Genomic DNA, 25,587 nt, shown 5'->3' with positions numbered 1-25,587 from the left:
TCACGCAAGTCACAGAGGGAGACGATCATGAAGCAGGCCAGCACCAGTCCGAAGAGCGCGCCCGAGCGCGCGGGAAAGCAGCACGACGATGCCTCGAACGCGCCGCTGCCTCACGAGGCGGATCAGAACGTTGAATCGCAGCGGGAACATGAAGCGCGCGATGTCGGCAAGCAGGCGCATGAGGATATCGAACGCGGTCTCGTGGATACGGACAAGCCGTTGCGAGGGTTTCCTCCGGGGCAAGGCGAAGGCGACGACGCTGAACCGGTGAACCGGTGAAGCGATGAACCGAACGGTGAAAAGCCTCGGCAAATAGCAGTGCGCGGGCCGCTTGCGTAGAATGAGTCGTTAATTCAAGAGCGGTCCGGGGATCAACGTTTGCCGCGTTTTTTCTACCGATGCACGCGCTGCACGATACGCGCGAACCGGTAAGCCCTTCCGATGCCCGCATCCTTTGCCCGCCTCGCGGCCCGAAGCCAATACAACGGAACATGCCACTCGACCTTCTGTCGCGTTTGAAGAATGAAACCGCCGCGTGCCATGCGCGGCTGGAGAATGCGCTCGACCTGATGCGCGACGATCTGCAGCGCGACGAGTACGTCGCGCTGCTCGAACGCTTTCAAGGCTACGTCGCGCCCTGGGAAGACGCCGCGGGCGCATGCATGCCCGCATCGCTGAAAGACTTTTTCGATGCGCGCCGCAAGGCGCCGCTCCTCGCCGCCGATCTCGCCGCGCTGACGGGCAAACAGCGCACGGGCGATTGCGTACCGCAGGCCGATCCGCGCAACGACCTGCCGCACATGCATAACGTAGCAGAAGCGTTCGGGTCGATGTACGTGATGGAAGGCAGCACGCTTGGTGGCCGCTTCATCGCGCCGCACGTGGCGCAGCGTCTCGCTCTGACGCCCGGTATCGGCAATGCCTATTTCGATGGTTATGGCCCGCGCACGGGCAGCATGTGGAACGCGTTTCGCGAGATCGCGGCGGCATCGGTGCCGGCGCTTCATCACGACGATGCAGTGAAAGCAGCCATCGCGACGTTCGAAAGCCTGCACGCGTGGCTGTGCCCCGAAGCCGCTGATCTCGCGCCATCGCAACCGGGGCAGGGAGCGGCTTCATGAGCGAATCCGCGAGCCAGCCACCCATCGGCGCGCGGGCATTGCACGAAGCATCGCAAGGTCCGCCCGATGCCGAAGCGCGCCGGCGCACGCTCAGTTCGGGCGTCGCGAGCAAGGACTGCGACGCCGAGCCGATCCACATTCCCGGCGGCATCCAGCCGCATGGCTTTCTGCTCGTGCTCGACGGTGAGTTGCGCATCGTGCAGGCGAGCGAAAACCTGGCTTCGCTGACCGGCGCGAGCGTCGAAGCATTGCTCGGCGCACCGCTCGATGCCGTGCTGGGCGAAGCGGGCGCGCAACGCATCGCGCAGGCGGCGGCCACCTCCGCGCTCGACGACGCGCCGCTTTATATCGGTGCGGTCGAGGTCGCGCCGGCGACGCGCTTCGACATCACGCTGCATCGTCACGACGGCATGCTGATCGTCGAGATGGAAGCCGCGGCGGCGACGGGCGACGCGTTCGCATCGATGTATCCGCTCGTGCGCACGTTCGCGCGCGGGCTTCAGGACGCGGCGAGCGTGCAGGCGCTCGCGGAACTCGCGGTGCGCGAAGTGCGCGCGATCACGGGCTTCGGCCGCGTGATGCTCTACAGCTTCGACGAAGAAGGGCGCAGTCATGTGCTCGCGGAAGACCGCGATGAAGGTTACGCGTCGTTCCTGCATCAGTTCTTTCCCGCGTCGGACATTCCGCGCCAGGCGCGCGCGCTGTATCTGAAGAACCGCATCCGTCTCGTCGCCGATGTGAACTACCGGCCCGCGCGCCTCGTGCCGAACGTGAACCCCGTCACGAACCGGCCGACCGATCTCACTTACGCGACGCTGCGCAGCTTCTCGCCCGTGCATCTGGAATACATGCGCAACATGGGCACGCATGCGTCGATGTCCGTGTCGATCGTCGTCCGCGGCAAGCTGTGGGGACTCGTGTCCTGCCACGATCACGACGCGCGCATCGTGCCGTTCAGCACGCGCGTGGCGGTCGAGCATCTCGGGCACATGCTGTCCTTGCAGATCGAGGCGAAGGAAGAGCGCGAGGAAGGCGAGTATCTGGCCGCGCTGCGCCGCACGATGGGACGCCTGATCTCCGCGATGGGCGAGCACGACAACTTCGTCGGCGGCTTGCAGTCGGTGCCGAAGGACGTGCTGAGCTTCGCGCGCTCGGCGGGCGCGGCGATCGTTTTCGACGATCAGATCACGCTGCTCGGCTCGACGCCCGACGAGGACACCGTGCGCGCGCTCACGCACTGGCTCGCGGATCACACCTCCGGCGTGTGGGCGACGGATTCGCTCGCGCGCGAATGGCCGCCCGCGCAGGCGCACCAGGACAAGGCTTGCGGCGTGCTCGCGCTGCCGGTCTCGCAGATCTTTCGAAACTACCTGCTCTGGTTCAGGCCCGAGCTGATGCAGACGATCAAATGGGCGGGCGAGCCGGTCAAGATCGAAGACGCCGATGGCGCGAGCGCGCCGCGCACGAATTTTTCGCCGTGGCTCGAAACGGTGCGCGGACATTCCGCGATGTGGCGTCAGGGCGAACTCGAAATCGCCAGCGAATTGCGCGGCGCGTTGCTCAACATCGTGTTGCGCCGTGCCGAAGAACGCGCCGAACTCGCGACCGAACTCACGCGCGCGAACAAGGAGCTGGAGGCGTTCTCGTATTCGGTGTCGCACGATCTGCGCGCGCCGCTGCGCCATATCGCGGGGTATGGCGACCTGCTGCGCGAGCAGGAAGGCGAGCGCATGTCGGACAAGAGCCGGCGCTTTCTGAACAACATGCTGGATTCGGCGCGCTTCGCGGGGACGCTCGTCGACGACCTGCTGACCTTCTCGCAGATGGGCCGCGCGGCACTCAGGCCCGCGCCGGTCGATCTCGGCCAGCTCGTGCGCGGCGTGGTGCAGGAGTTCGAGGCGGAAGGCTCGGAGCGGCACATCGACTGGGTGATCGGCGAACTGCCGCGCGTGACCGGCGACGCCACTTTCCTGCAACTCGCGCTGCGCAACCTCGTTTCGAATGCGGTGAAATATACGAGAACGCGGGAATCGGCGAAAATCGAGATATTCGCTACCCGAAGCGCCGATGAATACGTGATCGGCGTGCGCGACAACGGCGTCGGCTTCGACATGAAATACGGTGCGAAGCTGTTCGGCGTGTTTCAACGGCTGCACCGCGCGGAAGAGTTCGAAGGCACTGGCATCGGACTCGCCAACGTGCGGCGCATCGTCGAGCGTCACGATGGACGCACGTGGGCAGAAGGGCGGCTGGGAGAGGGCGCGGTATTCTATTTTTCCCTGCCGGTCGTGTTCCGCAGCGCCAGCGTCACGCCGGGGGCGTCAGTCACAAAGCCAAAAAAAGACCATGCTTAAACCGATATTGCTCGTCGAAGACAATCCAAATGACCTCGAACTCACGCTCGTCGCGCTCGGGAAGAGCCAGCTCGCGAACGAAGTGATCGTGGCGCGCGACGGTCAGGAAGCCATCGACTATCTCACTTGCGAAGGCGAATGGAAGGAGCGCGCGCCCGGCAATCCGGCGGTGATCCTGCTCGACCTGAAATTGCCGAAGATCGACGGTCTCGAAGTGCTCGACATGATCCGCTCGAATGCGTCGTTGAAGAGCGTTCCGGTGGTCATGCTCACGTCATCGCGCGAAGAACAGGATCTCGTGCGCAGCTATGAACTCGGCGTCAATGCCTACGTGGTGAAGCCGGTGGAATTCGCGGAGTTCGTCGAGGCGATCAGCGATCTCGGCGTGTTCTGGGCCGTGCTCAACGAACCGCCGCCGGGCTCGACGCGTTTTCGCCGCCCGCCCGCGCAATGACCGCTGCGCTCATGTTCGCGAACTCGCCCAGTCCGATGCCCGCCCAAGCGTCCTTTGAAGAGGACGCCTAGATCATGCAGCCCCTGCATCTGCTTCTCGTCGAAGACAACGCACTCGATGCGGAGCTGACCATCGCCCAACTTGAGCGCGCGGATTACGCGGTCGATGCCGCGATCGTGTACGACGCCGCGACCTTCATCGCCGAACTGGAGAAAAAGCGTTTCGACGTGATCCTCGCCGACTTCGTGATGCCCACGTTTTCGGGCATCGAGGCGCTCACGATCGCGAGCGAGCGCGCACCGGACACGCCGTTCATCTTCGTGTCGGGCCTGCTCGGCGAAGAGCATGCCGTCGACATGCTCAAGCGCGGCGCGACCGACTACGTGCTGAAGCAGCGTCTGCAACGCCTGCCCGCCGTCGTGCGCCGCGCGATGCGCGAGAGCGCGGAGCGCGCGCAACGCATCGCGGTCGAGCGGGCGTTGCGCGAGACGGAGACGCACTTCCGCCTGCTCATCGACGCGCTGAAGGACTACGCCGTCATCACGCTCGACCCGGAAGGACGCATCCGCACGTGGAACGCGGCGTCCGAGCGCATTCTCGGCTTTCCGGCGCAGGACGTGCTGGGCCAGTCCGCGAGCATCTTCTATGCGCAGGAAGACCGCGAAGCGGGCGTGTTCGAGGCCGAGCTCGCGACGGCGCGGCGCGAAGGCAGCGCGAGCGACGACCGCTGGCTCTGGCGCAAGGACGGCCATTCGTTCTTCGCGTCGGGCGTGACCACCGCGATCCGCAGCGAGCACGACGAGCTGATCGGCTTTTCGAAGATCGTGCGCGACGCGACCGATGCCCACATGGCCGCCGACGCGCTGCGCCTCGCGAAGGACCAGGCGGAATCGGCGAACCGCGCCAAGGACCATTTTCTGGCGGTGCTGTCGCATGAGTTGCGCACGCCGCTCACGCCCATTCTCGCGGCCGTGCGTTTGCTGGAGATGAAGCACTCGCTGCCGCGCGAGGCGCATCCAACGCTGGATCTCATCCGCCGCAACGTCGAACTCGAAGCGCGGTTGATCGACGATCTGCTCGACCTCACGAGCATCGCGCGCGGCAAGCTGTCGCTCAATTTCGCGAGCGTCGCGCTCGATACCTTGCTGACGAGCGCACTCGACATGTCCGAGGCCGATCTGCGCGCGAAGGGCCTGACGCTCGACACGCGTTTCGACGCGGCGCAGTTCGTCGTGCTCGGCGATGCCGCGCGCCTGCAGCAGATCGTCTGGAACCTGATGAAGAACGCGGTGAAGTTCACGCCGGCTGGCGGGCGCATCGACGTGCGGACGTGGAACCCGGACCCGATGACGATCGCGGTGTCGGTGACGGACAGCGGCATCGGCATCAGTGCGGAAGCGCTGCCGCGCATTTTCTCGGCGTTCGAACAGGCCGACGATTCCATCACGCGCTCGTTCGGCGGCCTGGGCCTCGGCCTCGCGATCGCCAGCACGCTGGCGCAGAAACATGGCGGCACGCTCTCGGCGCATAGCGAGGGCCGCGATACGGGCGCGCGCTTCACGCTCACGCTGCCGCTCGCGAAACTGCAGCCCGCGCACGAGGATGAGCCGCTCGTCGAGGCTGCGCGCGCTGAGCAGGGATGCGCGCTGAGAGTGCTGCTGGTGGAGGACAACGAGCAGACTTCGTCGGCGATGGCCGAAGTGCTCGAAATGCTCGGCCACGAAGTGACGGTCGCCGTGACCGTCGGGGACGCGCTGGAGCGCGCGAAGGGCGGGCCGTTCGATTTGCTGGTGAGCGATATCGGCTTGCCGGATGGCAGCGGGCTCGACATCGCGCGGGCGTGGCAGACCTTGCAGCCCGACAAGCCTTCGGTGGCGATCACGGGCTATGGCATGGACGAGGACATCCGCCGTTGCCGCGAAGCGGGATTTCGCGACCATCTGACCAAGCCCGTGAATTTCTCGCGGCTCGAAGCGCTGATTCGATCGCTCGCGGAGCAGCCTTCGAAATAAGCTATCGCGCGTACCGGCGTGAAAAAATTTGACGTTGCGCGCGCGTATATGTCGATTGACGGCACGGCCGTTCGTTGTAGGGTAGAGAGCCGCGCCAGACCGGCGTGCCTCATTTTCTACACGGAGCCGATATGTCCACTTCCGCCGTCAAGCCGATTCCCGAAGGCATGCATACGCTGACCCCGCACCTCGTCTGCGCGGGCGCTGCCGATGCGATCGAGTTCTACAAACGCGCGTTCGGCGCCGTCGAACTGGGCCGCCTGCCCGGACCAGACGGCAAGCTCATGCACGCGATGGTGAAGATCGGCGATTCGACCCTGATGCTCGTCGATGAATTTCCGCAATTTGGCTCGGTCGGTCCGAAGGAACTGAAGGGATCGCCGGTCACGATCCACCTGTATGTCGAAGACGTCGACGCCACCGTGAAGCAGGCCGAAAGCGCCGGCGCGAAAGTGACGATGCCCGTCGCCGACATGTTCTGGGGCGATCGATACGGGCGCCTGGAAGACCCGTTCGGCCATCAATGGTCGGTCGCGACGCACGTGCGCGACGTCGCGCCGGAAGAAATGAAGCAGGCGATGGGACAACAGCCGTGCGCATGACGCACGATTCCACGATTCCACGAACGGAGACCCGCACATGAACAAGATTTCCCCTTGTCTATGGTTCGCCGACGCCAACGCCGAGGAGGCTGTGAACTACTATGTCGGCATATTCAGGAGCGCGCGCATCACGGAGATCATGCGCCATACCGAATCGAGCCCCGGCCCGGTCGGCAGCGTGCTCGCCATTCTGTTCGAACTGGAAGGCGAGGCGTTCCTGGCGCTGAACGGCAACTCCGATTTCAAATTCTCGCCGGCGTTGTCGATGTTCATCAAATGCGAAACGCAGGAAGAAATCGACCATTACTGGGACAAGCTGCTGGACGGCGGCCAGTCGCTGGCGTGCGGCTGGCTCACGGACCGCTACGGCGTGACGTGGCAGATCGCGCCAAGGCGTCTGCTCGCGATGCTGCAGGACCCCGACCCGGCAAAGGCCGATCGCACGATGCACGCGATGCGGCAGATGATCAAGCTGGATATCGCGGAGCTGGACCGGGCGTACAACGGCGCGTGATGCGGACGCGTCAGGCGGCGCGCTTGCGGGGTTTGCGCTCCACGAGCTTCGCCGCCATGAACCGGTGATCGCGCGAAAAGAGCCGCCGATACGTCATCACGACGGCCCCGACCACGCCGAGCCCCGACGCCGCCGCGATCAGAAACATGATGACGATCTGATAGCGCACCGCCTGCAAGGGCGACTGCCCGGCGAGCACCTGGCCGGTCATCATGCCCGGCAGGCTGACGAGGCCGACCACGGCCATCTGGTTCAAGGTAGGAATCATGCCCGCGCGCACCGCCTGGCGCGCGGGTCCCTGCGCCGCTTCCCAGCGCGACGCGCCGAGCGCGAGCGACATCTCCACCGCCGCGCGCCCCGCGGTCAGTTCCTCCGTCATGCGCTCGATGCCGAGCGACACTCCCGTCAGCGTGTTACCGAGGATCATGCCGAGAATCGGAATTGCATATTGCGGTTCGTACCACGGATGGATCCGGATTACGACGAACAGCCCGAACGCGCCGATCAGCCACGAACTGACCCAGATCGAGACGATGCTGTCCGCGCGCTGTCCTGCGTAGGTGCGCCGACCACGACCCGATGCCGCAAAGCCGGCGATGACGGTCATCAACGCCATCAGCGGCAGCACGACATACCAGCGATCGAACGCGAACACCCAGCCGAGCACATAGCCGATCAAAAGCAATTGCACGACGGTCCTGATTGCGGCCACCAGCAACTTGCGTTCGAGCCCGAGATTGAGCGCGACCGACAGCGCGCCGTTCACGACGATCAGCGCCGCTGCCAGTCCGATGTCGACGAGACCGAGGTTCTGATAGCCGTTCATCGTGTGTCCTCGCCGAGCACGCCGGCGTTCATCGTCAGATGACGCGTGGCGACGCGCCCCGCCTGCGCCGGATCGTGCGATACCCAGATGCAGGCGCGTTCGGCATCGGCGTCGAACCATGCGCAGACGAGTGCTTCGATCGCGCGCGCCGAAGCCGGATCGAGCGATGCGGTCGGTTCATCGAGCAGCAATACGTCGGGTGCGAGCTGCAGCACGCGCACGAGCGCGGCGATCTGCGCCTCGCCGCCCGAAAGATCGCTGGCGAGCTTGTCGAGAAAATCGGCGCTGCGTCCGGCGGCTTGCGCGAGGCGCATCGCGGTGTCGCGATCGAAGTGTGCGTCGCAATAGGTCTTGAGCGTGAATGGATAGCGCAGATTGTCCTCGACGGTGCCGTCGAGCATCGCAGGCCGCTGCGCGATATACGCGACCCGCCGCCGATAGGCCGGTATCCGTGCCCGCGCGATGCGCTCGCCGCGCCACGTGACGTACCCGGCATCGCTCGCATCGAGCAGCGCGAGCGTGCGCAGCAAGACGCTCTTGCCCGAGCCGGACGGCCCGGTGATCGACGCGCGCTGGCCCGCGTAGAGCGCGAAGTCCGTCGGCTGCAGAAGCGTCGTGGCGCGCACGGCGTCACGGCGCACGATGCCGTGCGCCGCGACCAGTTCGATCGAAGGCGTGTAAGTGGGCGATGTCGCGTCGGGCATCGTTTTCGCGGGGCTCGTTTTTATAAGCGGACATCTTACGGACATTCGGCGTTCGGCGGGCACACTATGTGCTGCCGCACACATAATCAGAAAAAACGGATGGAGCCGTCATGGTGCAGGCCCGCACGACCGGAAAAATCGGAAGGATCGTCGCATGGTTTTTTGCCGTTCTGGCGGTTCTGATCGCAATACTGGTGGTCATATTCCTGACCTTCGACTGGAACCGGCTGAGGCCGTGGGTGGATGACAAGGTATCGGAGGCGATCGGACGGCGCTTCGAAATTACCGGCGATCTGAAAGTCGGCTGGCATCGTCCGCCGAACGAGACGGGTTGGAAGCGCTGGGTGCCGTGGCCGCGCTTCTCCGCCGAAAAGATCACCATCGCGAATCCGGACTGGACGCGCGAAAAATTCTTCGCGACGCTCGATGAAATCGACTTCCAGGTAGCCGTGCTGCCGCTGCTCGCGCATGACATCGTGATCCCGACGATCAACCTCGTGAATCCGTCGGTCGACATCGAGCGGCTCAAGGACAACCGCAACAACTGGACTTTCAAGTTCAAGCAGTCGACCGAGCCGTCGACGTGGAATCTGAAGCTCGGCGACATCTCGCTCGCGAAAGGCACGATCAGCATTTCCGATCAGGTGACGAAGGCGGAGATGAAGGTCGTCGTCGATACGCTCGGCCAGCCCGTGCCGATCGGCGACGTGATGAAGCAACAAGAGGCGGCGTCGGCGAAATCATCGGCGGAGATGGTCGGCAAGAGCGGCGCGGCAAAGCTCAACAAACAGGCCGACGCGGCCGCGGCATCCGAAGCGTCGGCGGCATCGGCGGCGTCGGCTGCGGCGGCGGCGAATGCATCGGCGCCGAATCCGGCGAGCGTGTCGGCGAACGCCAGCATCACGACCAAGGAAGGGCCCAAGCCGCCCATTCCGCCGTACGCATTCGGCTGGACGGTGAAGGGCACGTACAACGGCGGCAAGGTCTCGGGCGACGGCAAGCTGGGCGGCGTGCTCGCCGTGCAGGACGCGACGCGGCCGTTCCCTGTGCAGGCCGACGTGCGCCTCGGCGACACGCATATCGCGTTCGTCGGCACCGTGACCGATCCCGCGCATCTCGCCGCGCTCGATCTGCGGCTGTGGATTCAGGCCGTCAGCATGGCGCATCTGTATCCGTTCACCGGCGTGACGCTGCCCGAAACACCGCCGTTCGCGACCGAAGGGCGTCTCACCGGCCAGTTCCGCGAGGACGGCAACGTGTTCCACTACGAGAACTTCACGGGACGCGTGGGCGGCAGTGACATCAATGGTTCGCTCGTCTATGCGGGCAGGAAGCCGCGTCCGTTGCTCAAGGGCGAACTGGTGTCGCATCTGTTGCAGTTCAAGGATCTCGCGCCGATCATCGGCGCCGATTCGAACGCGAGCAAGGCCAAGCGCGGCGAGAAGGAGAAGCAGCCGTCGTCGAAGGCGCTGCCCACCGAGGAATTCAAGACCGATCGCTGGAAGTCTATCGACGCCGATGTGAAGTTCACCGGCCAGCGCATCATCAAGGACCCGGACCTGCCGATCACGGACCTGTACACGCACGTCCTGATGACCGACGGCGTGCTGTCGTTCGAGCCGCTCAAGTTCGGCGTGGCGGGCGGGTCGATTGCAACCAACATTCATCTCGATGGCAGCGCCGCGCCGCTGAAAGGCCGCGTGTCGGCACAGGCGCGGCATCTCAAGCTGAAGCAGCTATTCCCGACCGTGAAGACGATGCAATCGGCGCTCGGCGAGATCAATGGCGATGCCGCGCTTTCGGCGACCGGCAATTCGCCTGCGGCGCTCGCGGCGTCATCGAATGGCGAGGTGAAGGCGCTGATCACGGAGGGCACCGTGAGCCGGCTGTACATGGAGGCCGCCGGGTTGAACGTGGCGAATGTCGTGTACGAAAAGCTCTTCGGCAAGCGCGACGTGAACATCAACTGCGCGGCGGCGGACTTCGTCGTGACCGATGGCGTGCTCGATTCGCGCGTCTTCGCGCTGGATACCGACGACGCGGTCATCAACGTCGACGGCACCATCAACATGAAGACCGAGGATATGGATTTGGGCATCCATCCGCATACGAAGGGCTTTCGCGTGTTTTCGCTGCGCTCGCCGCTGTATGTGAAGGGCACGCTCAAGGATCCGAAGGTCGGCGTGAGCGTCGGGGCGCTCGCGGTGCGCGGTGGCGCGATGGTCGGTCTGGGGCTCATCAATCCGTTCGCGGCGCTGATTCCGCTGATCGCGCCGAGCAACAACAAGCCGCTGCCTTGCCAGCAGATGCTCGCCGATATAGGCAAAGCGCCGAGCGCGCCGCCGGCGGGGCAGAAGGAAAAGGCGAAGGCGGCGCCGGCTTATATGTCGTCGGGTGCGGCGGCGGCCAAGGACGCGGCGAAGAAGCCTGCCGCGCCCGCGCCGGCGAGTGCTTCGCAGTATCGGGGGAGTTGAGATACTTGTCCCCAGCAATTGGGGAGCACCCTGTTGAAAACGTGCCGGGAAGTTGGCTAAGTGCGTGACGCGGAAGGGAAAGTTGCCGGCGCTTCAAGACGCGCCATTGCTTGCATGACTTATCCCCAGTGCAAGGGGACAGGGTTGTGGAAAACCGCTTGGCGACTCACCTAGTTTCTTGATTTGGCTCAGAAAACCCGGCGTGACGCGGATCGCGCCGGGTTTTTTGTTCGCGCTCGGTGCGTTGAATGGGCGTCTTACCTTATCCACAGGCTCGACATCGCGTTGCCCGAATGAACGCAACACCCTGTCAAATTTCGTGCTTCCTCTTTCGCAGTCGCGATATTTGTCGAAACTAAATAAGCATCACTGAATATCTTTGTTAACAAGCAGCGAAAAGGCACGGAAATGTCGAATATTTGGTTAAAGATCGATGGTATCGAAGGGCTGGCAACAGACCTCGGACATGAGGGCGAAATTGAAGTGTTGAGTTGGTGGTGGGGGCTTACAAAGAGCAGTCGGAATGCAGTAGGCAAGGCGACTACGGTTCATCATCTGTCAATCGTTCGTGACATGGATGCTGTAACACCGAGTTTGATTAGCTGTATGACTATGAACAAGGTAGCGAAGGAAGCTGTTCTGTCGTTGCGCAGTCCCTTCGCTCAGGCCATTCCTGGAGGAATAGGCAAGGTCATCCCACCAAAGGACGCCACGAAAATAATTATGAAGAACGTGCTCATTATGAAAATTTCGCCGCGTGGTTCTGCAGTGGGGCATTTTGAGCAAGTGACTTTATCTTTCGATGAGGTTCGATTCGAATCCGTAAAGATGAAGGCGGGAATACCTTGTGGGACGGCTATCGCTCAATATGTCTGTCGGCCTGACAACCAGCAATCATGAAGAAAGGGAAGCTTGATCTTGCTTCACTATTGGCGGGCAGCGCTCTTCTCGTCATTCAAATTCCAATGCTGATTCCGACAATCGACTGGTACAGACAGTCGACCCTGACAACGGGTGTGGTGGTGAAACTGAATTCGGGGAGCAGAAAGCCCCAAGTTGAATTCACAGCGAATAATGGCGAACGAATCTCAGTTCCGGCAAGCAGCTATTTTCATTCGGTCGTAGTGGGAGAACAAGTGGTGATGCGTTACAGTCCCGAGTCGCCTCGCATAGCGAGGATTAATGGTGTGATGAGCGTCTGGGGGCCATTTATTACTTTCGCGAGTATCGGTCTATTTTTTATCTGGAAAGGTTTGTTCCCGAATAAAACAGAGAAGAAAGATTAAACATGTTGCATTCGAGTAAATGGACCTATAACACTGCTGCCAGTGCAGGCGTGGGGCTAGGCAGGTTGCTCATGTCTGGTGGCATGTTTGTATTGAACGATCCGCAAGAAGTGCCACATCGGTTTTCCTATAAAGGATTTGGAACTGGCTTTGAACACGCATTGCTACCCAAAGGTTTTCGATTGCCTCAGATACCCTTGCCTAAAACCGTGATGAAAGGGGGGAGTGTTGCTGGCGGCGGCTCGACAACAAATTTTGATGGGGGCGGCAGTGTATATTATTCAGGTGGGCACGAACCAAATCCGGAAGATTTTGCGGGATTCACCTTATATTTGGATGGGGGTGCTGGGGTGATTGCTGCGGAGGCTGGCTCTATTTTCATGACCGGAATGCGAAAGGAAATTATTGTCCCATTCATGTTTGCGCCCGCCATTTTTGGCGACTATCTTTTTACAAGTCCGGCTCCGTTAGTTCTTTTGCAAGGGAAGAGCGTTGGCTTGATTGATAGCATAGGATTCGGCCTTATGTTCGGCCAGATTTCTTACAACGGTCTTTACGACGGGTAACGAAATCGCTTGCCAGCCGTGACAGTGCCGTGGTCCAAGGCGATGAACCCTAGACCACGGCGCGTGCCTGACTTATCCACAATTTCTGTGGACAGCAATGTTGAAAAGCCTCGCGTAGTCACGCTAAGTGATTGGTGAATAACGATTTGTCAGACCTGCGCGAATCCGCGCAACACAACCGCGCACGCTAAATCGAAATCCCCGGTCCCCCATTGCTGCCCAACAGTTGCTCGACCGAATCCGCGTCCTTGTAATCCTGTTCCGGCAAGCCATCGAACAGCGTGATCACGTCGTTCGACACGCCCGCTTCGCGCGCCGCATCGACGATCGCGTCCTTGTTCGCGGGATATTTCACGAGGCGCAGCACCTGAGCGATCTCATCGTCGATCGGCTCGTCGTTCAAGGCGTGTTTTGCATGCGTGTCGGTCATTGCGAGGTCCGGAAAGTGAAAGGAGGCCGCGTCAGGTCTGCACCTGGATCGGCTGGCTCGCCATGCCGTGGCTCGGCGTGCGCGACTTCGGCAGCGGCACGTGACGCCAGCGCGCATGATCGAGATCCTGCGCCGCGACTTCCGGCGCGGGCGGCGAGACAGGCGCGGCATTCACACGCAACGCGGCGCGCGTCGCGGCAGCGGTGGCCGTGGCGTCATCCGTCGAACTCGTGTGCAGCGGCGCCGCATAGCACGAGACCGAAACCAGGGCCATCGACAACAACGTTGAGGTCTTCATCGGGCAACCCCTCCTCACGGAAGCAGCGAGAAGCACCAAGCAAAGCCTATGCCGATGCATCGTCAAGCTGCTCGCCGTGCGCGCGTTTCCGTTCGGACGATGCGCGCACGGGCGCGACGAGTGGGCGTCGCGCGGACGTATTTCGAGTGAAATATGAAGTTGATCCGACTCGCGCGCGAGACGCGCGCACGCGTCGTTGCGCGCCGCGAAATTGCACGGCTGCGCAGTTTCAGCGCGAAGTCGGGTTCAAACGGAAGTATGCGTCCAGAAGCGAGGTTTTGTACACGACGCCGAGCAGGAGCGGCTGGGTCTTTTTCTCGATCACCGGCAACCGCTCGCCCTGAAACGCGAGGAAGTGTTGCAGCGCCTCGCCGAGCGACATGTCGGGCGTGAGCACGTCGAATTGCGGCTGGAGATAGTCCGCGGCGGTTTTGGTTTTGGTGTCGTGCTCGTCGAGCAAGTCGGACGTGATGTCCTTCAGTGCGACCACGCCGCGAAAGCGCTCGCCTTCATCGACCACGTAGAGATACTTCACAGGATATTCGAGGAACACGCGCGTCATGTCCTTGATATTCGCGGTGAGCGGCACGACGGTATCGGCGGGCTTGACCAGTTCGCGCATCTGCGTCGCGGCCAGCCGCAGACGCTCTTTCTCCTCACGATTGCGGCGCAGCGTGACCTCGTACATGGAGGTCTGCTCCGACGTGCGCGCGATGAAGTACGCGATCACGCACGAGAGCATCAGCGGCAGCATCACCTGATACGAGAGCGTCATCTCGAAAATCATCAGGATCGCCATGAGCGGCGCGTGCGTCGCGGCGGCGAGAAACGCCCCCATGCCGACCATCGCGTAGGCGAAGGGCGCGGACGTGTGATCCGGCCAGATCGCGTGCACGCCGATGCCGTACAGGCAGCCGAGTACCGCGCCGACGAAGAGCGTCGGCGTGAAAATACCGCCCACCGCGCCCGAGCCCGCCGTGGCTGCCGTCGCGATGAGCTTGAAGACCAGCACGGTCAGGAGCGCGCCCCAAGTCCACGGCTCGTGCAGCAGCGAGTTCACCACTTCGTAACCGTTGCCCCAGACTTCGGGCCACCAGATCGAGATCACGCCGACGATCAGTCCGCCCAGCGCGAGGCGCACGGGCAAGGGCAAGGGAAGCGTCGAGAAGCGTTTTCTCGATGCCGCAAGCAACCGCAGGAAATGCGGCGCGAGCACGCCGCACAGCAGCCCGAGCACGACGAACAGCAGCACTTCGACGCCCGTGATGGCCGGAAAGACCGGCATCTCGTACGGCGGGTGATAGCCGGCGAATTCGCGCATCGTGATATTGGCGACGACCGACGACACGACGATCGGCCCGAAGCTTTCCATGGCCATCGAGCCGAGCACGAGTTCGGTGACGAAGAACGCGCCCGCGATAGGCGCGTTGTACGCCGACGTGATACCGGCCGCGGCGCCGCACGCAACGAGCAGCCGCAGGCGCGGCGGATCGAAGTGAACCCAGCGGCCGATCAGCGATGAGACGAGCGCGGCGAGCTGGACCATCGAGCCTTCGCGACCGATGGAGCCGCCGCTCGAAATCGTAATGAGCGAAGACAGGCTGCGCCACAGGCTCTGCCACACGGGCACCACGCCATCGCCGATGGTGACGGCTTCCATGTAGTCCGTGGTGGCGTTCTTGCTGGCGCGCTTGCGGGCGATCAGCAGGCAGAAGCCCGCGATGAGCCCGCCCGCCGCCGGCAGCACGATACGCACGGGCCACGGCAGGCTGCGGGCGAGCGCGACGAGACCTTCCGAATGATTGCCCAGAAGACGCTGCAGCAACTCAATGCCTTCGCGGAAGACGGACGTCGCGAAAGCCCCGGCCACGCCGACGACGACCGCCCAGACGAGCATCGTATGCGAGTCCGACAGACGGAAGAGCCGTTGGGCGCGTGTACGGAGCTTGAGCAGGAATGAGAGCACTTTTGCTAAATCGTGGAAAGCTTAGAAGGAAACGGAATAAGGGAGTCGCAAGGATAGCATTGCGCCGTCTCGCTGCGGCCCGCGTGCGGCGGGCGCAAAAAAGCCCGGCGCGCTCGGCCGGGCTGCGTTCGTTGCGTCGGACGTCACCACTTCGGCGCGAACGGCGGATTCGCGTGGCGTTTGCCTTCGTCGAGCGCATCGATTTTCGCGATGTCGTCGGCGTCCAGCCTGAGCTTTTGCGCGTCCCAGTTGGCCTGCTGATGTGCCGGATTCGTCGATGCCGACAGCACCACGATATCGCGCGACAGCAGCCACGCGAACGTGACCTGCGCGGGCGTCGCGCCGTGTTTGTCCGCAATGGCCTTGAGCGTCGCGTCCGTATGCGCGCGGCCTTCGCCGAGCGGCATGTACGCGGTCACCTTCACGCCGAGCTGCTGCGTCGCATCGACGAGCTTGCGGTTCGCGAGAAACGGGCTCACTTCGAACTGGTTCGTGACGATGTCCTTGCCGCCCGGCGCCTTCAGCGCTTCTTCGAGCAGCGGCGCGGTGAAGTTCGACACGCCGTAATGACGGATCAACCCGAGCTTCTGCGCTTCCTGCATCGCCGCCAGCGTTTCGGCGATCGGCACCGCGCCGTCGGGCGACGGCCAGTGCACGAGCGCGAGATCGATCGTGCCGATATCGAGCTTCGCGTGACTGTCCTGCAGGCTCGCGACGAGCGCATCGCGCGAAAGCCGCTCCCACCAGACTTTCGTCGTGACCCAGATGTCGTCGCGCGGCACGTCCGACTCGCGCACGCCCTGGCCGACGGCGGCTTCGTTGTTGTAGTACTGCGCGGTGTCGATATGCCGATAGCCGATCTGCAACGCGCTTTTCACAGCGTTCGTGGTCTTCGCGGCGTCGACGCGAAACGTGCCGAGACCGAAGGAAGGAATCGTTTCTACCATGCTGGCTCCTGAGTTTGCGTGGGGATTTCACGCGTCCTGATCGAGTTCGGGATAGTGCCTGAAAATGCCCGATTCGTTGAAGGGGATGCGCCGTTCCGAATCGACATACGCCGCGATATTCGGTCTTTGCAGCACCGCGTCGTGAATCGCCGCGACGCGCGGATACTGCGTGCCGAACTTTTTCATCGCGCGCGGGAACGCGTAATGCAGCCCATCGACGATCTGAAAGACCGAAAGATCCACGTAAGTCGTGGTATCGCCGATCATCTGCGTGTCGCCGTGCGGATTCTGCTTCAGCACGCGCTCGAAATAGTTCATGAACTTGGGCACGCGCTTGTCGAGAAAACTCCGCGTGCGGATTTTCGCGGCGTCCTTCTGATCTTCGTAGTAGAGATCGGTGGCGAGCGGATGATGCGTGTCGTGCACTTCGGTCACGAAATCGGCGATCGTCAGTTGCACGCCATGCGCGACGTAGCGCAGGCCTTCGTCCTTCGGCGCGAGTCCGAGCTTCGGCCCGAGATAGAGAAGGATGTTGGCGACGTGCGCCACGATCAGCTCGCCGTCCTTCAGGAACGGCGGCGCGAACGGGATATGCGGCTCGGTCTTGCTGTTCAGGACTTTCATCATCGCGTTCGTGCCGTTCGATGCGCGCGCGACATCGATGTACTGCGCCCCGGCATCTTCCAGCGCGAGCCGCACGAATTCGCCGCGGCCCTGCAATCCGTCCCAGTAATGAAGTTCGTAAGCCATGAGAAAGGGCTCCTGGTTGGGGCATGCCGCGTTCGCGGCGACATGTGAGTGTGCGCTTTTTCGATGAAGCGGCGAGCAACACACGTTCCCGTCGCGCGATAACGCCATGAACGGGCGCAGATCGTGCAAAATCGATGTTTTGCGTTTTCGACGTAGCGGAGAAGGGATGGACAAGCAAGGCTTCACCACAGGCATCGTTCACGGCGACAGAATCGTCGGCGTCGAGCACGGCGGCGTGCGCCAGGCGATCCACACATCGGTCCAGTACGGATTCGAGCGCGTGGAGGATCTGATCGGCGTGTTCCAGGGCACGAAGAAGGGCGGCTTCAACTACGCGCGTCAGGGCACGCCCACTACGGCCGCGCTCGAACGCAAGATCACGAGTCTCGAAGAGGGCGTCGGATCGATCTGCTTCAGCACCGGCATGGCGGGGCTGACCGCCGTGTTCCTCACGCTGCTGCGCGCGGGCGATCATCTCGTGTCGAGCCGCTACGTGTTCGGCAACACCAACAGCCTTTTCGGCACGCTGCGAACGCTCGGCATCGAAGTGACGATGGTCGATGCCACCTCCGCCGAAAATGTCGCGAACGCGATCAAGCCGAACACGCGCATGGTGTTCGTCGAAACCATCGCGAATCCGGGCACGCAGATTCCCGATCTGAAGGGCATCGGCGAGCTGTGCGGCGAGCGCGGGCTCGCGTATGTCGTCGACAACACGATCACGTCGCCTGCGCTGTTCAGGCCGAAAGCGGTCAGCGCGAGTCTCGTCGTCAATTCGCTCACGAAGACCATCGCCGGGCATGGCGCGGCGCTCGGCGGCGCGGTGACCGACACGGGCCTGTTCGACTGGAGCGCGTACCCAAACATCGCCGATGAATACCGGCGCTCGCCGTCGAAGGAGCAAGGGCTTCTGCAGATTCGCAAGAAAGGCCTGCGCGACATGGGCGCGTCGCTGTCGTCGGAGCAGGCGCATTCGATCGCGATGGGCGCGGAAACGCTCGCGCTGCGCGTCGCGAAGTGCAGCGAGAACGCGCTCGCCCTCGCGCAGTTTCTGGAACGGCACGAGGCCATCGGGCGCGTGTTCTATCCGGGGCTGAAGAGTCATCCGCAGTATGAGATCGCGCAGACGCTGTTCAAGGGCGCGTCGTGGCTGCTGTCGTTCGAGTTGCGCAATGCCGAGCGCATGATCGAAGTGGTCAATGCGCTGCAATTGCCGGTCAAGGCGACCGGCCTCGGCGATACGCGCACGCTGATCATCCCCGTCGCGCCGACGATCTTCTTCGAAGCCGGCCCCGAAGTGCGCAAGTCGATGGGCATTTCGGACGGCATGTTGCGGCTGTCGGCGGGCATCGAGGATACCGACGATCTCATCGCCGATTTCGATCAGGCGCTCAAGCGCGCGGTGTAAGCCTCACGAAGCGCGCGCATAGTAAATATTTTGCGGATGCCGCGCTTCGGCGAAGAAGAACCATCGCTCGGCGACAAGTCCCAGATACTGCGTGACCGACGCGAGGCAGAACAGCGCGACGGACTGCGTGCTGATGCCGAGCAGCATCAGCACGAACGGCACGCCGAACGCACCGACCAGAAACGTCCACTTGATGCGCGCGATCGCTTCGGGCGACCGTCCATGAAAGAACTCGCGCAGATTGAACGCGCCCGCCGTGAAGCCGCGCGATTTCTGCACGACGTTCGGCCCCTTGATGCCCGTCGCGCTCTGCACGGTCGACTTCGGCCGCAGACGCGCGTTGCGCTTCAATGCAGCGACGCGCGTCGCGCAGCCCGCGAGCGTCAACGTACATGCGCAAGCCGCAAGACCCGCTGCGAGCGACGGTGCGAGCCACGCGGCGCATGCCGTCGCGAGCGTGAATCCTGACGCGCAGCCGAGCAGCACGAAGTTGACCATCGTGAGCGGCGTCGCCCATTCCTGCAGGAAGCGCAGGCACGCGTAGATCATCGCCGTGCAGACGAACAGCGCCGCCGACGCAATCACGCCGATCACGCCGATCGCAAGCGACCACGGCGCGCTCAGCCAGTGCGCGATGCCATACAGCGCGCTGCATCCGAGGAAGGCGGGCAGACACAGACATTCGCGCGACAGCCACGACGTGCGCCACATCGCGATGGCACGCCACGCGCGCTCGGGATGCCCGAGGTGAAAGAACGAAGCGATCAGCCCAAGCACGCCGAGCACGACCGACAAGGCCGCGCCGACGACGAAGAACAGCTGCGCGGGCGCTCCGGTCAAACCGAGCTTCGCGAACACTTCGACGCCGACGAGCGCGATCAGCAAGCCTTGCGCGGCGCCGCTCAAGGTCGTGAGGAACACGACGGAAAACGCGGGTTTCATGTTTGGCTCCGATGAAAGATCAGACGCGCACGGCCATCGACGCGAGGTTCAGATCGCCGTGCGCTTCGAGGGCTTCGGTGCTTTCCTGGCTTTGGCAACCGCACGAGCCGCCGCTGCTGCACGAGTTCACCGGGCGCCGTGGCAAATAGTGGTTCGCAGGCTTCGTCTCCCATTCGGGCATCAACTGATAGCCGCCGCGTTCCTCGATCGCCTTCGACACGACCGATTCGGGATCGTGGATATCGCCGAACAGCCGCGCCGATGTGGGACACGCGAGCACGCACGCCGGTTTGCGGTCGCGTTCGGGCAACGCCTCGTTGTAGATGCGATCCGCGCACAGCGTGCACTTCGTCATCTCCTTGCGCTCTTCGTCGAGTTCGCGCGCGCCGTAGGGACACGCCCACGCGCAGTACTTGCAGCCGATGCATTTGTCGAAGTCCACGAGCACGAGTCCGTCTTCCTTGCGCTTGTAGCTCGCGCCGGTCGGACAGACGGGCACGCATGGCGGGTCCTCGCAGTGCAGGCACGACTTGGGGAAATGGATCGTGTCGGCGAGCGGAAACTCGCCCGCTTCATACGTCTGCACGCGATTGAAGAACGTGCCGGAGGGATCGGCGTCGTAAGGGCGCTGATCGGCGAGACTGCCCGCTTCACCGGACGTGTTCCACTCCTTGCAACTCGTCACGCACGCGTGGCATCCGACGCACACGTTCAAATCGATCACCAGGGCCATTTGAGTCATGATGGTCTCCTTTCAGTTCTGGTTGGTCGTGTTTCGCTTGAGGACGTTGCGCAAGCGCGCCGCGAACTCGCCGCGTCCGGCGAAATAGGTCTGCACGACGCGTTGAACCGAACCGGTCATGCCGGGCGCTGCCTGCATCGGTGCGAATTGCGGCAGCGTGTGGCGCGCATCGGCCTCGGCGGGATAGACGCGCACGCGCACGTCGTACCACGCCGCCTGGCCCGTGATCGGGTCCGAGTTGGAGAAGCGCATGCCTTCGCGTTCGGACGCCGGAAGCTCGTCCGTGATGAGGTGATTGAGCAGGAAGCCGCGTTGCGATTCGTTGGCGTCGGGGCCGAGGCTCCACGCGCCCGACGCCTTGCCGATCGCGTTCCACGTCCACACCGTGCCCGGCTCGACCGCTTCGCTATAACGCGCCATGCAGCGCACCTTGCCCCATTGCGATTCGACGTAGATCCAGCCGCCATCCTCGATGCCGTTCGCCTTCGCCATGCGCGGGTTCATGAACAGCATGTTCTCGCCGTGGATCTGCCGCAGCCATGCGTTCTGCGAATCCCACGAGTGATACATCGCCATCGGGCGCTGCGTGACCGCCGCGAGCGGGTATTGATCGAGATTCGTCGTCTCGAGTTCGAGCGGCGCGTACCAGAACGGCAGCGGATCGAAATACTGCTCGATGCGCGCGCGCAGATGATCGGGCGGCTGCCTGCCTTGCGTGCGTCCCTGCGCGGCGAGGCGGAACTTCTGCATCACGTCGGAGTAGAGCTGGATCAGGATCGGCTCGCCGAACTTGCGAAACCCCTTGTCGACGGCGAATTGCAGATACGGCCCGTTGCAGTTGCGCATGTATTGCAGCGACTCGGGCAGCGTGTAGTGATACACGCAATCGTGCTTCGCGTACTCTTCCCACTGGTTCGGATTCGGCTCGCCGACGAGCGCATCCTTGCCGTCCTTGCCGCGCCAGCCCATCAGAAAGCCGACGCCCGATCCCGGCGCGGTCTGATGATTGACGATGAAGTCCGGATAGTCGCGATACTTGCGCGTGCCTTCGGGCGTCGTGAAGGCGGGCAGCTTGAGCCGGCCGCCGAGTTCGACCAGCACTTCCTGAAACGGCCGGCATTCGCCCGTGCGCGGAACGACCGGCACGCGCACCGAATCGACGGGACCGTCGAACTCGGAGATCGGGCGATCGAGCATCGACATCGCATCGTGACGTTCGAGGTAGGTCGTGTCGGGCAGGATGAGATCGGCGAACGCGGTCATCTCCGACTGGAACGCGTCGCACACGACGATGAACGGAATCCTGTACTCGCCGTTGTCGTTCTTGTCGGCGAGCATCTTGCGCACTTCCATCGTGTTCATCGACGAGTTCCAGGCCATGTTGGCCATGAAGATCATCAACGTGTCGATGGGGTAAGGATCGCCGCGCCACGCGTTCGTGATGACGCTGTGCATCACGCCGTGCACCGCGAGCGGATATTCCCACGAGAACGCCTTGTCGATGCGAACGGGCGTGCCGTCGTCGTGAATGAACAGGTCTTCGGGCGCGGCGGGCCAGCCGAGCGGGCCGCTCGCGAGCGGCGTGTTCGGTTTGACCTGATCGGGATGATTCGGCGGTTTTGCCGATGGCGGCACGGCGCGCGGAAACGGCGACTTGTGACGGAAGCCGCCCGGGCGGTCGATCGTGCCGAGCAGCGACATCAGCACCGCGAGCGCGCGGATCGACTGGAATCCGTTCGAGTGGGCGGCGAGCCCGCGCATCGCGTGGAAGGCGATGGGATTGCCGGTCACGGTGTCGTGCTTTCTGCCCCAGCAGTCGGTCCATTCGATCGGCAGCGTGATCTTGTGATCGCGGCCCACCTGGATCATCTCGGCGGCGAGACGTCTGATCGTCGCGGCGGGAATGCCGGTGATGTCGGCGGCCCAGTCGGGCGTGCACGATGCCACTTGCTCGCGCAGCAGCGCGAAGGAGGGCGTGACCGGCGTGCCGTCTTCGAGCGTGTAGCGGCCGTCGAGCGCGGGTTCGGCGTCATCGGCATGATGCGGGACCGCGCGATTGGTCTTCGCATCCCACCACAAATGATTCTGCGGAAACAGCGCGTTGGACTCGGGCGCGTCGCCGTTCTTCACGAAAAGCCCGAACGTGTCGCTCGTTTCGTTCATGTCGAGCAATTCGGCGGCGTTCGTGTAGCGCGTGACGAACTCGTGATCCCAGGCATCGGCGGCGATCAATTCGTGGATGAGCGCCATGAACAGCGCGCCATCGGTGCCGGGGCGGATCGGCACCCATTCGTCGGCGATGGCCGCATAGCCCGTGCGTACCGGATTGATCGCGATGAAGCGGCCACCCGCGCGCTTGAACTTCGAAATGGCGATCTTGAGCGGATTCGAATGATGATCTTCCGCGGTGCCGATCATGAAGAAGAGCTTCGCGCGATCGAGATCGGGGCCGCCGAATTCCCAGAACGACCCGCCGATCGTGTAGATCATGCCGGCCGCCATGTTGGCCGAGCAGAAGCCGCCGTGCGCCGCGTAGTTGGGCGTGCCGAAATTTTTCGCGAAGAGACCGGTGAGCGCCTGCATCTGGTCGCGGCCCGTGAACAGCGCGAATTTCTTCGGATCGGTGGCGCGCAGATGCGCGAGACGTTTTTCGAGCGTGTCGAGCGCGACCTCCCAGGAGACGGGCTCGAACTGCGCTTCGCCGCGTAGTGCGCCGGGTTTTCGCATCAGCGGCTGCGTGAGACGCGCGGGCGAATACTGCTTCATGATGCCCGAGGCGCCTTTCGCGCAGATCACGCCTTGATTGAGCGGATGGTTCGGATTGCCGTCGATGTAGCGGACTTCGCCGTCGCGCAGATGCACGCGGATGCCGCAGCGGCACGCGCACATGTAGCACGTCGTGGTCTTGACATCGAGCTTCTCGTTCTGGGTGCGAGCGCCGTGTTCCATGAGTGCTCCTTCAAAAGCGATTTCGCGCGAGAGGGGACGTCTCGCGCGATTGCTGCTACTTCAAGGCATCGATCAGCCGAACAGCTTTTCGACGCCCAGTGTGATCGCGAGACCGCCGCCGATCAGCCACACATACAGGATCGCGCCAGTGGCGAGAGCACGCGGGCCGGCTTCACGAATCTGCGCGATGCGCGTTTCCATGCCGAGCGCGGTCATGGCCATCGTGAGGGCGAAGGTGTCGAGCATGTTGATGGTGCTCGTCGCGGTATCGGGCAGCACGTGCAGCGAATTCACGATGACGAGTGCGAGAAAGCCGAGCGCGAACCAGGGCACCGCGATCTTGCCTTTGCCTTGCGACGAATCACCGGCACGCGAACGGTTGATCCAGAAGCCGATCACAAGCAGCACCGGAACCAGCAGCATCACGCGCGTCATCTTGACGATGGTCGCGATGTGCGTCGCCTCGGGGCTGACGTTGCTCGCCGCGCCGACGACCTGCGCCACTTCGTGGATGGTGCCGCCGAAGAACAGGCCGGCGCCGAGCGTATCAAGATGCAGCCAGCCGGCGTTGAGCGCGAGCGGGTAGAGGAACATCGAGAGCGTGCCGAACAGCACGACGCTGCCGACGGCCATCGCGCTCTTGTGCGGCTTCGATTGCAGGGTCGATTCGAACGCGAGCACCGCGGCCGCGCCGCAGATCGCGCTGCCGGCCGCCGTGAGGAGCGCCGTGTCGCGATCGAGCTTCATCAGCTTCATGCCGGCCCACGTGCCGATCACGAGCGTGCTGACGACGACCAGCACCGACACCGTGAAGCCCGACACGCCGACCTGCGCGATTTCCTGCAGACTCACGCGCAGCCCGAAGAACGCGACCGCGATGCGCAGGAGCTTGCGCGCGGAGAAGTTGACGCCGGCGGCCCAGCTATCGGGCATGCCGTGGCGCAGCGCGTTGCCATAGATCGCACCCGCGACGATGCCGACGATCAGCGGGCTGATCCCGAGCCCGGCGATGGCGGGCAGGGAGGCGAGGCGCGTGACCGCTGCCGCGAACAACGCAACGAAAAGAATCCCGTTGAGCTGTCCGCGTGTGGAGGACGCGGCTGGTGCGAGAGGGCGGGCGGATTGAAGCGTGGACATGAGGGAACCCGTTGGTAAGTTGGATACGTCGATGGGCTAATCCTATTCTCGATATATGAATATGAAAAATCGTGATTTAGAATGACATATATCGGCTTAGGTGATATTTAAGATAGATGACCCCGGAACAACTGATAACTTTCGCAACAGTCGCGGAGCACGGCAACATCAGCCGCGCTGCGGTGGCGCTGCATCTGTCGCAGCCGGCCGTGTCGGGCCAGTTGCGGCTGCTGCAGGATGAGTTCGGCGAGCCGCTCTACCAGCGCGACGGTCGCGGCGTGCGTCTGACCGCCGCCGGCGAGCAGTTGCTCGGCCATGCGGAGCGCCTGCGCGAAACTTTCCGCGCGGCGCATGCGCTGCGCGACGCGTTACGCGGGCTGGAGCGCGGCACGCTGCGCATCGGCGCGAGCACGACGCCCGCGAGCTATCTGCTGCCGTATTTGATAGCGGCGTTTCACAAGCGCTTTCCTGAGGTCGTCGTGACGACCATAGACGGAAATACGGCCGACATCGTCGCGGCGCTCGGCTCGCTGGATATCGCGCTGGTCGAAGGTTCGCCCGGAAGCGATCTGCCGCTCGGCACCACGGTCACGTCATGGCGCGAGGACGAGATCGTCGCGATCCTGCCGAACGGCCACCCGCTCGCGGGCGGCGGCGATTCGGTCACGCTCGAGGCGCTGGGCAAGCATCCCCTCGTGCTGCGCGAGCCGGGCTCGGGCGTGCGGCAGGTCATCGAGCGCGCGTTCGCGGAGAGCGACGCGCCCATGCGCGTCGCGATCGAAATCGCGGGCGTGGAGGGCGTGAAGGAAGCGGTGCGCGCGGGCATGGGCATCGGCTTCGTCTCGGCGATGTCGATCCGGCACGAGGACAGCGCGCTGCAGCGCATGCGTATCGCGCCGCAGCCCCTCACGCGACGGTTCTCGATCCTGCTGCCGCACGCGGCGACGCCTTCGCGCGTCGCGGCGCGTTTCCTGGAGTTGTGCGAGGAGCCGGGTCTGCTCGGCTAGGGAATTCCACTATGGCGCGTCGATGATGGTCTGACGCACCATTCGTTCTCAACAGGGGCGCCGCGGCGTCCTTTTTGAAAAATGTTTATGGAACCGGT

24 protein-coding genes are annotated in these 25,587 nt (G+C 63.3%); 13 read left to right on the top strand and 11 right to left on the bottom strand.

Features of this window, described 5'->3' with window-relative positions:
• Positions 1 to 27 precede the first annotated feature (27 nt).
• The 7 genes from BTHE68_RS07040 to BTHE68_RS07010 all read left to right on the top strand — a co-directional run bounded on the left by BTHE68_RS07040 (position 28) and on the right by BTHE68_RS07010 (position 7,057).
• The gene (locus tag BTHE68_RS07040) at positions 28 to 279 is read left to right on the top strand and encodes a hypothetical protein (RefSeq protein WP_162065732.1); all 252 of its coding nucleotides are present in this window, start codon (positions 28 to 30) and stop codon (positions 277 to 279) included.
• Positions 280 to 491: 212 nt separating this feature from the next.
• The gene (locus BTHE68_RS07035) at positions 492 to 1,121 is read left to right on the top strand and encodes a biliverdin-producing heme oxygenase (RefSeq protein WP_162065731.1); all 630 of its coding nucleotides are present in this window, start codon (positions 492 to 494) and stop codon (positions 1,119 to 1,121) included.
• Positions 1,118 to 3,475 carry an ATP-binding protein gene (locus tag BTHE68_RS07030; RefSeq protein WP_162065730.1) on the top strand — a complete coding sequence of 786 codons (2,358 nt, stop codon included), beginning with the start codon at positions 1,118 to 1,120 and terminating at the stop codon, positions 3,473 to 3,475. The genes BTHE68_RS07035 and BTHE68_RS07030 overlap by 4 nt, the downstream gene beginning before the upstream one ends.
• Complete coding sequence (locus BTHE68_RS07025; RefSeq protein WP_162065729.1) at positions 3,468 to 3,929, top strand: response regulator; 462 nt, start codon at positions 3,468 to 3,470, stop codon at positions 3,927 to 3,929. The genes BTHE68_RS07030 and BTHE68_RS07025 overlap by 8 nt, the downstream gene beginning before the upstream one ends.
• Before the next feature lie 74 nt (positions 3,930 to 4,003).
• Positions 4,004 to 5,941 carry a hybrid sensor histidine kinase/response regulator gene (locus BTHE68_RS07020; protein WP_162065728.1) on the top strand — a complete coding sequence of 646 codons (1,938 nt, stop codon included), beginning with the start codon at positions 4,004 to 4,006 and terminating at the stop codon, positions 5,939 to 5,941.
• 131 nt (positions 5,942 to 6,072) lie between these two features.
• Positions 6,073 to 6,543, top strand: coding sequence for a VOC family protein (locus tag BTHE68_RS07015; RefSeq protein ID WP_061179232.1), 471 nt, complete (start codon positions 6,073 to 6,075; stop codon positions 6,541 to 6,543).
• A 37-nt stretch (positions 6,544 to 6,580) separates the two neighbouring features.
• Complete coding sequence (locus BTHE68_RS07010; protein WP_162065727.1) at positions 6,581 to 7,057, top strand: VOC family protein; 477 nt, start codon at positions 6,581 to 6,583, stop codon at positions 7,055 to 7,057.
• A gap of 10 nt (positions 7,058 to 7,067) precedes the next feature.
• Here BTHE68_RS07010 and BTHE68_RS07005 read toward each other — a convergent pair whose 3' ends face one another.
• Both BTHE68_RS07005 and BTHE68_RS07000 read right to left on the bottom strand, forming a co-directional pair.
• Positions 7,068 to 7,883, bottom strand: coding sequence for an ABC transporter permease (locus BTHE68_RS07005; protein ID WP_162065726.1), 816 nt, complete (start codon positions 7,881 to 7,883; stop codon positions 7,068 to 7,070).
• Positions 7,880 to 8,587, bottom strand: coding sequence for an ABC transporter ATP-binding protein (locus BTHE68_RS07000; RefSeq protein ID WP_162065725.1), 708 nt, complete (start codon positions 8,585 to 8,587; stop codon positions 7,880 to 7,882). The genes BTHE68_RS07005 and BTHE68_RS07000 overlap by 4 nt, the downstream gene beginning before the upstream one ends.
• A 110-nt stretch (positions 8,588 to 8,697) precedes the next feature.
• On the opposite strand from BTHE68_RS07000, the gene BTHE68_RS06995 reads away from it, so the two are divergent.
• From BTHE68_RS06995 to BTHE68_RS06980, 4 genes are all read left to right on the top strand, one after another.
• Positions 8,698 to 11,061: an AsmA family protein gene (locus tag BTHE68_RS06995; RefSeq protein ID WP_162065724.1), complete on the top strand. Its 2,364-nt coding sequence runs from the start codon at positions 8,698 to 8,700 to the stop codon at positions 11,059 to 11,061.
• Positions 11,062 to 11,469: 408 nt separating this feature from the next.
• Complete coding sequence (locus BTHE68_RS06990) at positions 11,470 to 11,961, top strand: type VI secretion system tube protein Hcp (RefSeq protein WP_162065723.1); 492 nt, start codon at positions 11,470 to 11,472, stop codon at positions 11,959 to 11,961.
• Entirely contained in the window at positions 11,958 to 12,347 is a 390-nt protein-coding gene (locus BTHE68_RS06985) for a DUF3592 domain-containing protein (RefSeq protein ID WP_162065722.1), read from the top strand. Before BTHE68_RS06990 ends, BTHE68_RS06985 begins: the two co-directional genes overlap by 4 nt.
• Positions 12,348 to 12,349: 2 nt before the next feature.
• A complete protein-coding gene (locus BTHE68_RS06980) occupies positions 12,350 to 12,913 on the top strand; it encodes a hypothetical protein (RefSeq protein ID WP_162065721.1) in 564 nt (187 codons plus the stop codon).
• A gap of 187 nt (positions 12,914 to 13,100) precedes the next feature.
• On the opposite strand, the gene BTHE68_RS06975 is transcribed toward BTHE68_RS06980, so the two are convergent.
• The 5 genes from BTHE68_RS06975 to BTHE68_RS06955 form a co-directional block, all read right to left on the bottom strand.
• Positions 13,101 to 13,343 carry a DUF2795 domain-containing protein gene (locus BTHE68_RS06975; protein WP_162065720.1) on the bottom strand — a complete coding sequence of 81 codons (243 nt, stop codon included), beginning with the start codon at positions 13,341 to 13,343 and terminating at the stop codon, positions 13,101 to 13,103.
• 31 nt (positions 13,344 to 13,374) lie between these two features.
• Complete coding sequence (locus BTHE68_RS06970; RefSeq protein ID WP_061179224.1) at positions 13,375 to 13,641, bottom strand: hypothetical protein; 267 nt, start codon at positions 13,639 to 13,641, stop codon at positions 13,375 to 13,377.
• 229 nt (positions 13,642 to 13,870) lie between these two features.
• Positions 13,871 to 15,607, bottom strand: a complete 1,737-nt coding sequence (locus BTHE68_RS06965; protein ID WP_162065719.1) for a ClcB-like voltage-gated chloride channel protein — start codon at positions 15,605 to 15,607, stop codon at positions 13,871 to 13,873.
• 143 nt (positions 15,608 to 15,750) lie between these two features.
• Entirely contained in the window at positions 15,751 to 16,554 is an 804-nt protein-coding gene (locus BTHE68_RS06960) for an aldo/keto reductase (RefSeq protein ID WP_162065718.1), read from the bottom strand.
• A gap of 27 nt (positions 16,555 to 16,581) precedes the next feature.
• On the bottom strand, positions 16,582 to 17,304 hold the full coding sequence (locus tag BTHE68_RS06955; RefSeq protein WP_162065717.1) for a glutathione S-transferase: 723 nt from the start codon (positions 17,302 to 17,304) through the stop codon (positions 16,582 to 16,584).
• 166 nt (positions 17,305 to 17,470) lie between these two features.
• Between BTHE68_RS06955 and BTHE68_RS06950 the strand changes: the two genes are divergently transcribed.
• Complete coding sequence (locus BTHE68_RS06950; protein ID WP_162065716.1) at positions 17,471 to 18,712, top strand: cystathionine gamma-synthase family protein; 1,242 nt, start codon at positions 17,471 to 17,473, stop codon at positions 18,710 to 18,712.
• A gap of 3 nt (positions 18,713 to 18,715) precedes the next feature.
• Here BTHE68_RS06950 and BTHE68_RS06945 read toward each other — a convergent pair whose 3' ends face one another.
• The 4 genes from BTHE68_RS06945 to BTHE68_RS06930 form a co-directional block, all read right to left on the bottom strand.
• Positions 18,716 to 19,654: a dimethyl sulfoxide reductase anchor subunit family protein gene (locus BTHE68_RS06945; RefSeq protein WP_162065715.1), complete on the bottom strand. Its 939-nt coding sequence runs from the start codon at positions 19,652 to 19,654 to the stop codon at positions 18,716 to 18,718.
• 19 nt (positions 19,655 to 19,673) lie between these two features.
• Positions 19,674 to 20,396, bottom strand: coding sequence for a 4Fe-4S dicluster domain-containing protein (locus BTHE68_RS06940; RefSeq protein ID WP_162065714.1), 723 nt, complete (start codon positions 20,394 to 20,396; stop codon positions 19,674 to 19,676).
• Positions 20,397 to 20,408: 12 nt separating this feature from the next.
• Positions 20,409 to 23,345 carry a molybdopterin oxidoreductase family protein gene (locus BTHE68_RS06935; RefSeq protein ID WP_162065713.1) on the bottom strand — a complete coding sequence of 979 codons (2,937 nt, stop codon included), beginning with the start codon at positions 23,343 to 23,345 and terminating at the stop codon, positions 20,409 to 20,411.
• Between the two features lie 72 nt (positions 23,346 to 23,417).
• Positions 23,418 to 24,482, bottom strand: coding sequence for a YeiH family protein (locus BTHE68_RS06930; protein WP_162065712.1), 1,065 nt, complete (start codon positions 24,480 to 24,482; stop codon positions 23,418 to 23,420).
• 116 nt (positions 24,483 to 24,598) lie between these two features.
• On the opposite strand from BTHE68_RS06930, the gene BTHE68_RS06925 reads away from it, so the two are divergent.
• A complete protein-coding gene (locus BTHE68_RS06925; protein WP_162065711.1) occupies positions 24,599 to 25,489 on the top strand; it encodes a LysR family transcriptional regulator in 891 nt (296 codons plus the stop codon).
• Positions 25,490 to 25,587 lie beyond the last annotated feature (98 nt).

Origin of the sequence: Burkholderia sp. THE68, assembly GCF_009938265.1 — a bacterium.
GTDB lineage: Bacteria > Pseudomonadota > Gammaproteobacteria > Burkholderiales > Burkholderiaceae > Caballeronia.
The sequence above is the reverse complement of the archived record's forward strand: the minus strand, read 5'-3'. Positions and strand labels throughout refer to the sequence as shown.

Bases quoted from the DNA above. Each gene is read 5' to 3' on its own strand.
- BTHE68_RS06950 (WP_162065716.1), top strand. From the start codon at position 17,471: ATGGACAAGCAAGGCTTCACCACAGGCATCGTTCACGGCGACAGAATC.
- BTHE68_RS06940 (WP_162065714.1), bottom strand. From the start codon at position 20,396: ATGACTCAAATGGCCCTGGTGATCGATTTGAACGTGTGCGTCGGATGC.
- BTHE68_RS07020 (WP_162065728.1), top strand. From the start codon at position 4,004: ATGCAGCCCCTGCATCTGCTTCTCGTCGAAGACAACGCACTCGATGCG.
- BTHE68_RS06970 (WP_061179224.1), bottom strand. From the start codon at position 13,641: ATGAAGACCTCAACGTTGTTGTCGATGGCCCTGGTTTCGGTCTCGTGC.
- BTHE68_RS06985 (WP_162065722.1), top strand. From the start codon at position 11,958: ATGAAGAAAGGGAAGCTTGATCTTGCTTCACTATTGGCGGGCAGCGCT.
- BTHE68_RS07040 (WP_162065732.1), top strand. From the start codon at position 28: ATGAAGCAGGCCAGCACCAGTCCGAAGAGCGCGCCCGAGCGCGCGGGA.
- BTHE68_RS06945 (WP_162065715.1), bottom strand. From the start codon at position 19,654: ATGAAACCCGCGTTTTCCGTCGTGTTCCTCACGACCTTGAGCGGCGCC.
- BTHE68_RS06975 (WP_162065720.1), bottom strand. From the start codon at position 13,343: ATGACCGACACGCATGCAAAACACGCCTTGAACGACGAGCCGATCGAC.
- BTHE68_RS07005 (WP_162065726.1), bottom strand. From the start codon at position 7,883: ATGAACGGCTATCAGAACCTCGGTCTCGTCGACATCGGACTGGCAGCG.
- BTHE68_RS07035 (WP_162065731.1), top strand. From the start codon at position 492: ATGCCACTCGACCTTCTGTCGCGTTTGAAGAATGAAACCGCCGCGTGC.
- BTHE68_RS06955 (WP_162065717.1), bottom strand. From the start codon at position 17,304: ATGGCTTACGAACTTCATTACTGGGACGGATTGCAGGGCCGCGGCGAA.
- BTHE68_RS06990 (WP_162065723.1), top strand. From the start codon at position 11,470: ATGTCGAATATTTGGTTAAAGATCGATGGTATCGAAGGGCTGGCAACA.
- BTHE68_RS07015 (WP_061179232.1), top strand. From the start codon at position 6,073: ATGTCCACTTCCGCCGTCAAGCCGATTCCCGAAGGCATGCATACGCTG.
- BTHE68_RS06980 (WP_162065721.1), top strand. From the start codon at position 12,350: ATGTTGCATTCGAGTAAATGGACCTATAACACTGCTGCCAGTGCAGGC.
- BTHE68_RS06935 (WP_162065713.1), bottom strand. From the start codon at position 23,345: ATGGAACACGGCGCTCGCACCCAGAACGAGAAGCTCGATGTCAAGACC.
- BTHE68_RS06925 (WP_162065711.1), top strand. From the start codon at position 24,599: ATGACCCCGGAACAACTGATAACTTTCGCAACAGTCGCGGAGCACGGC.
- BTHE68_RS06930 (WP_162065712.1), bottom strand. From the start codon at position 24,482: ATGTCCACGCTTCAATCCGCCCGCCCTCTCGCACCAGCCGCGTCCTCC.
- BTHE68_RS06960 (WP_162065718.1), bottom strand. From the start codon at position 16,554: ATGGTAGAAACGATTCCTTCCTTCGGTCTCGGCACGTTTCGCGTCGAC.
- BTHE68_RS07030 (WP_162065730.1), top strand. From the start codon at position 1,118: ATGAGCGAATCCGCGAGCCAGCCACCCATCGGCGCGCGGGCATTGCAC.
- BTHE68_RS07025 (WP_162065729.1), top strand. From the start codon at position 3,468: ATGCTTAAACCGATATTGCTCGTCGAAGACAATCCAAATGACCTCGAA.
- BTHE68_RS07000 (WP_162065725.1), bottom strand. From the start codon at position 8,587: ATGCCCGACGCGACATCGCCCACTTACACGCCTTCGATCGAACTGGTC.
- BTHE68_RS06995 (WP_162065724.1), top strand. From the start codon at position 8,698: ATGGTGCAGGCCCGCACGACCGGAAAAATCGGAAGGATCGTCGCATGG.
- BTHE68_RS07010 (WP_162065727.1), top strand. From the start codon at position 6,581: ATGAACAAGATTTCCCCTTGTCTATGGTTCGCCGACGCCAACGCCGAG.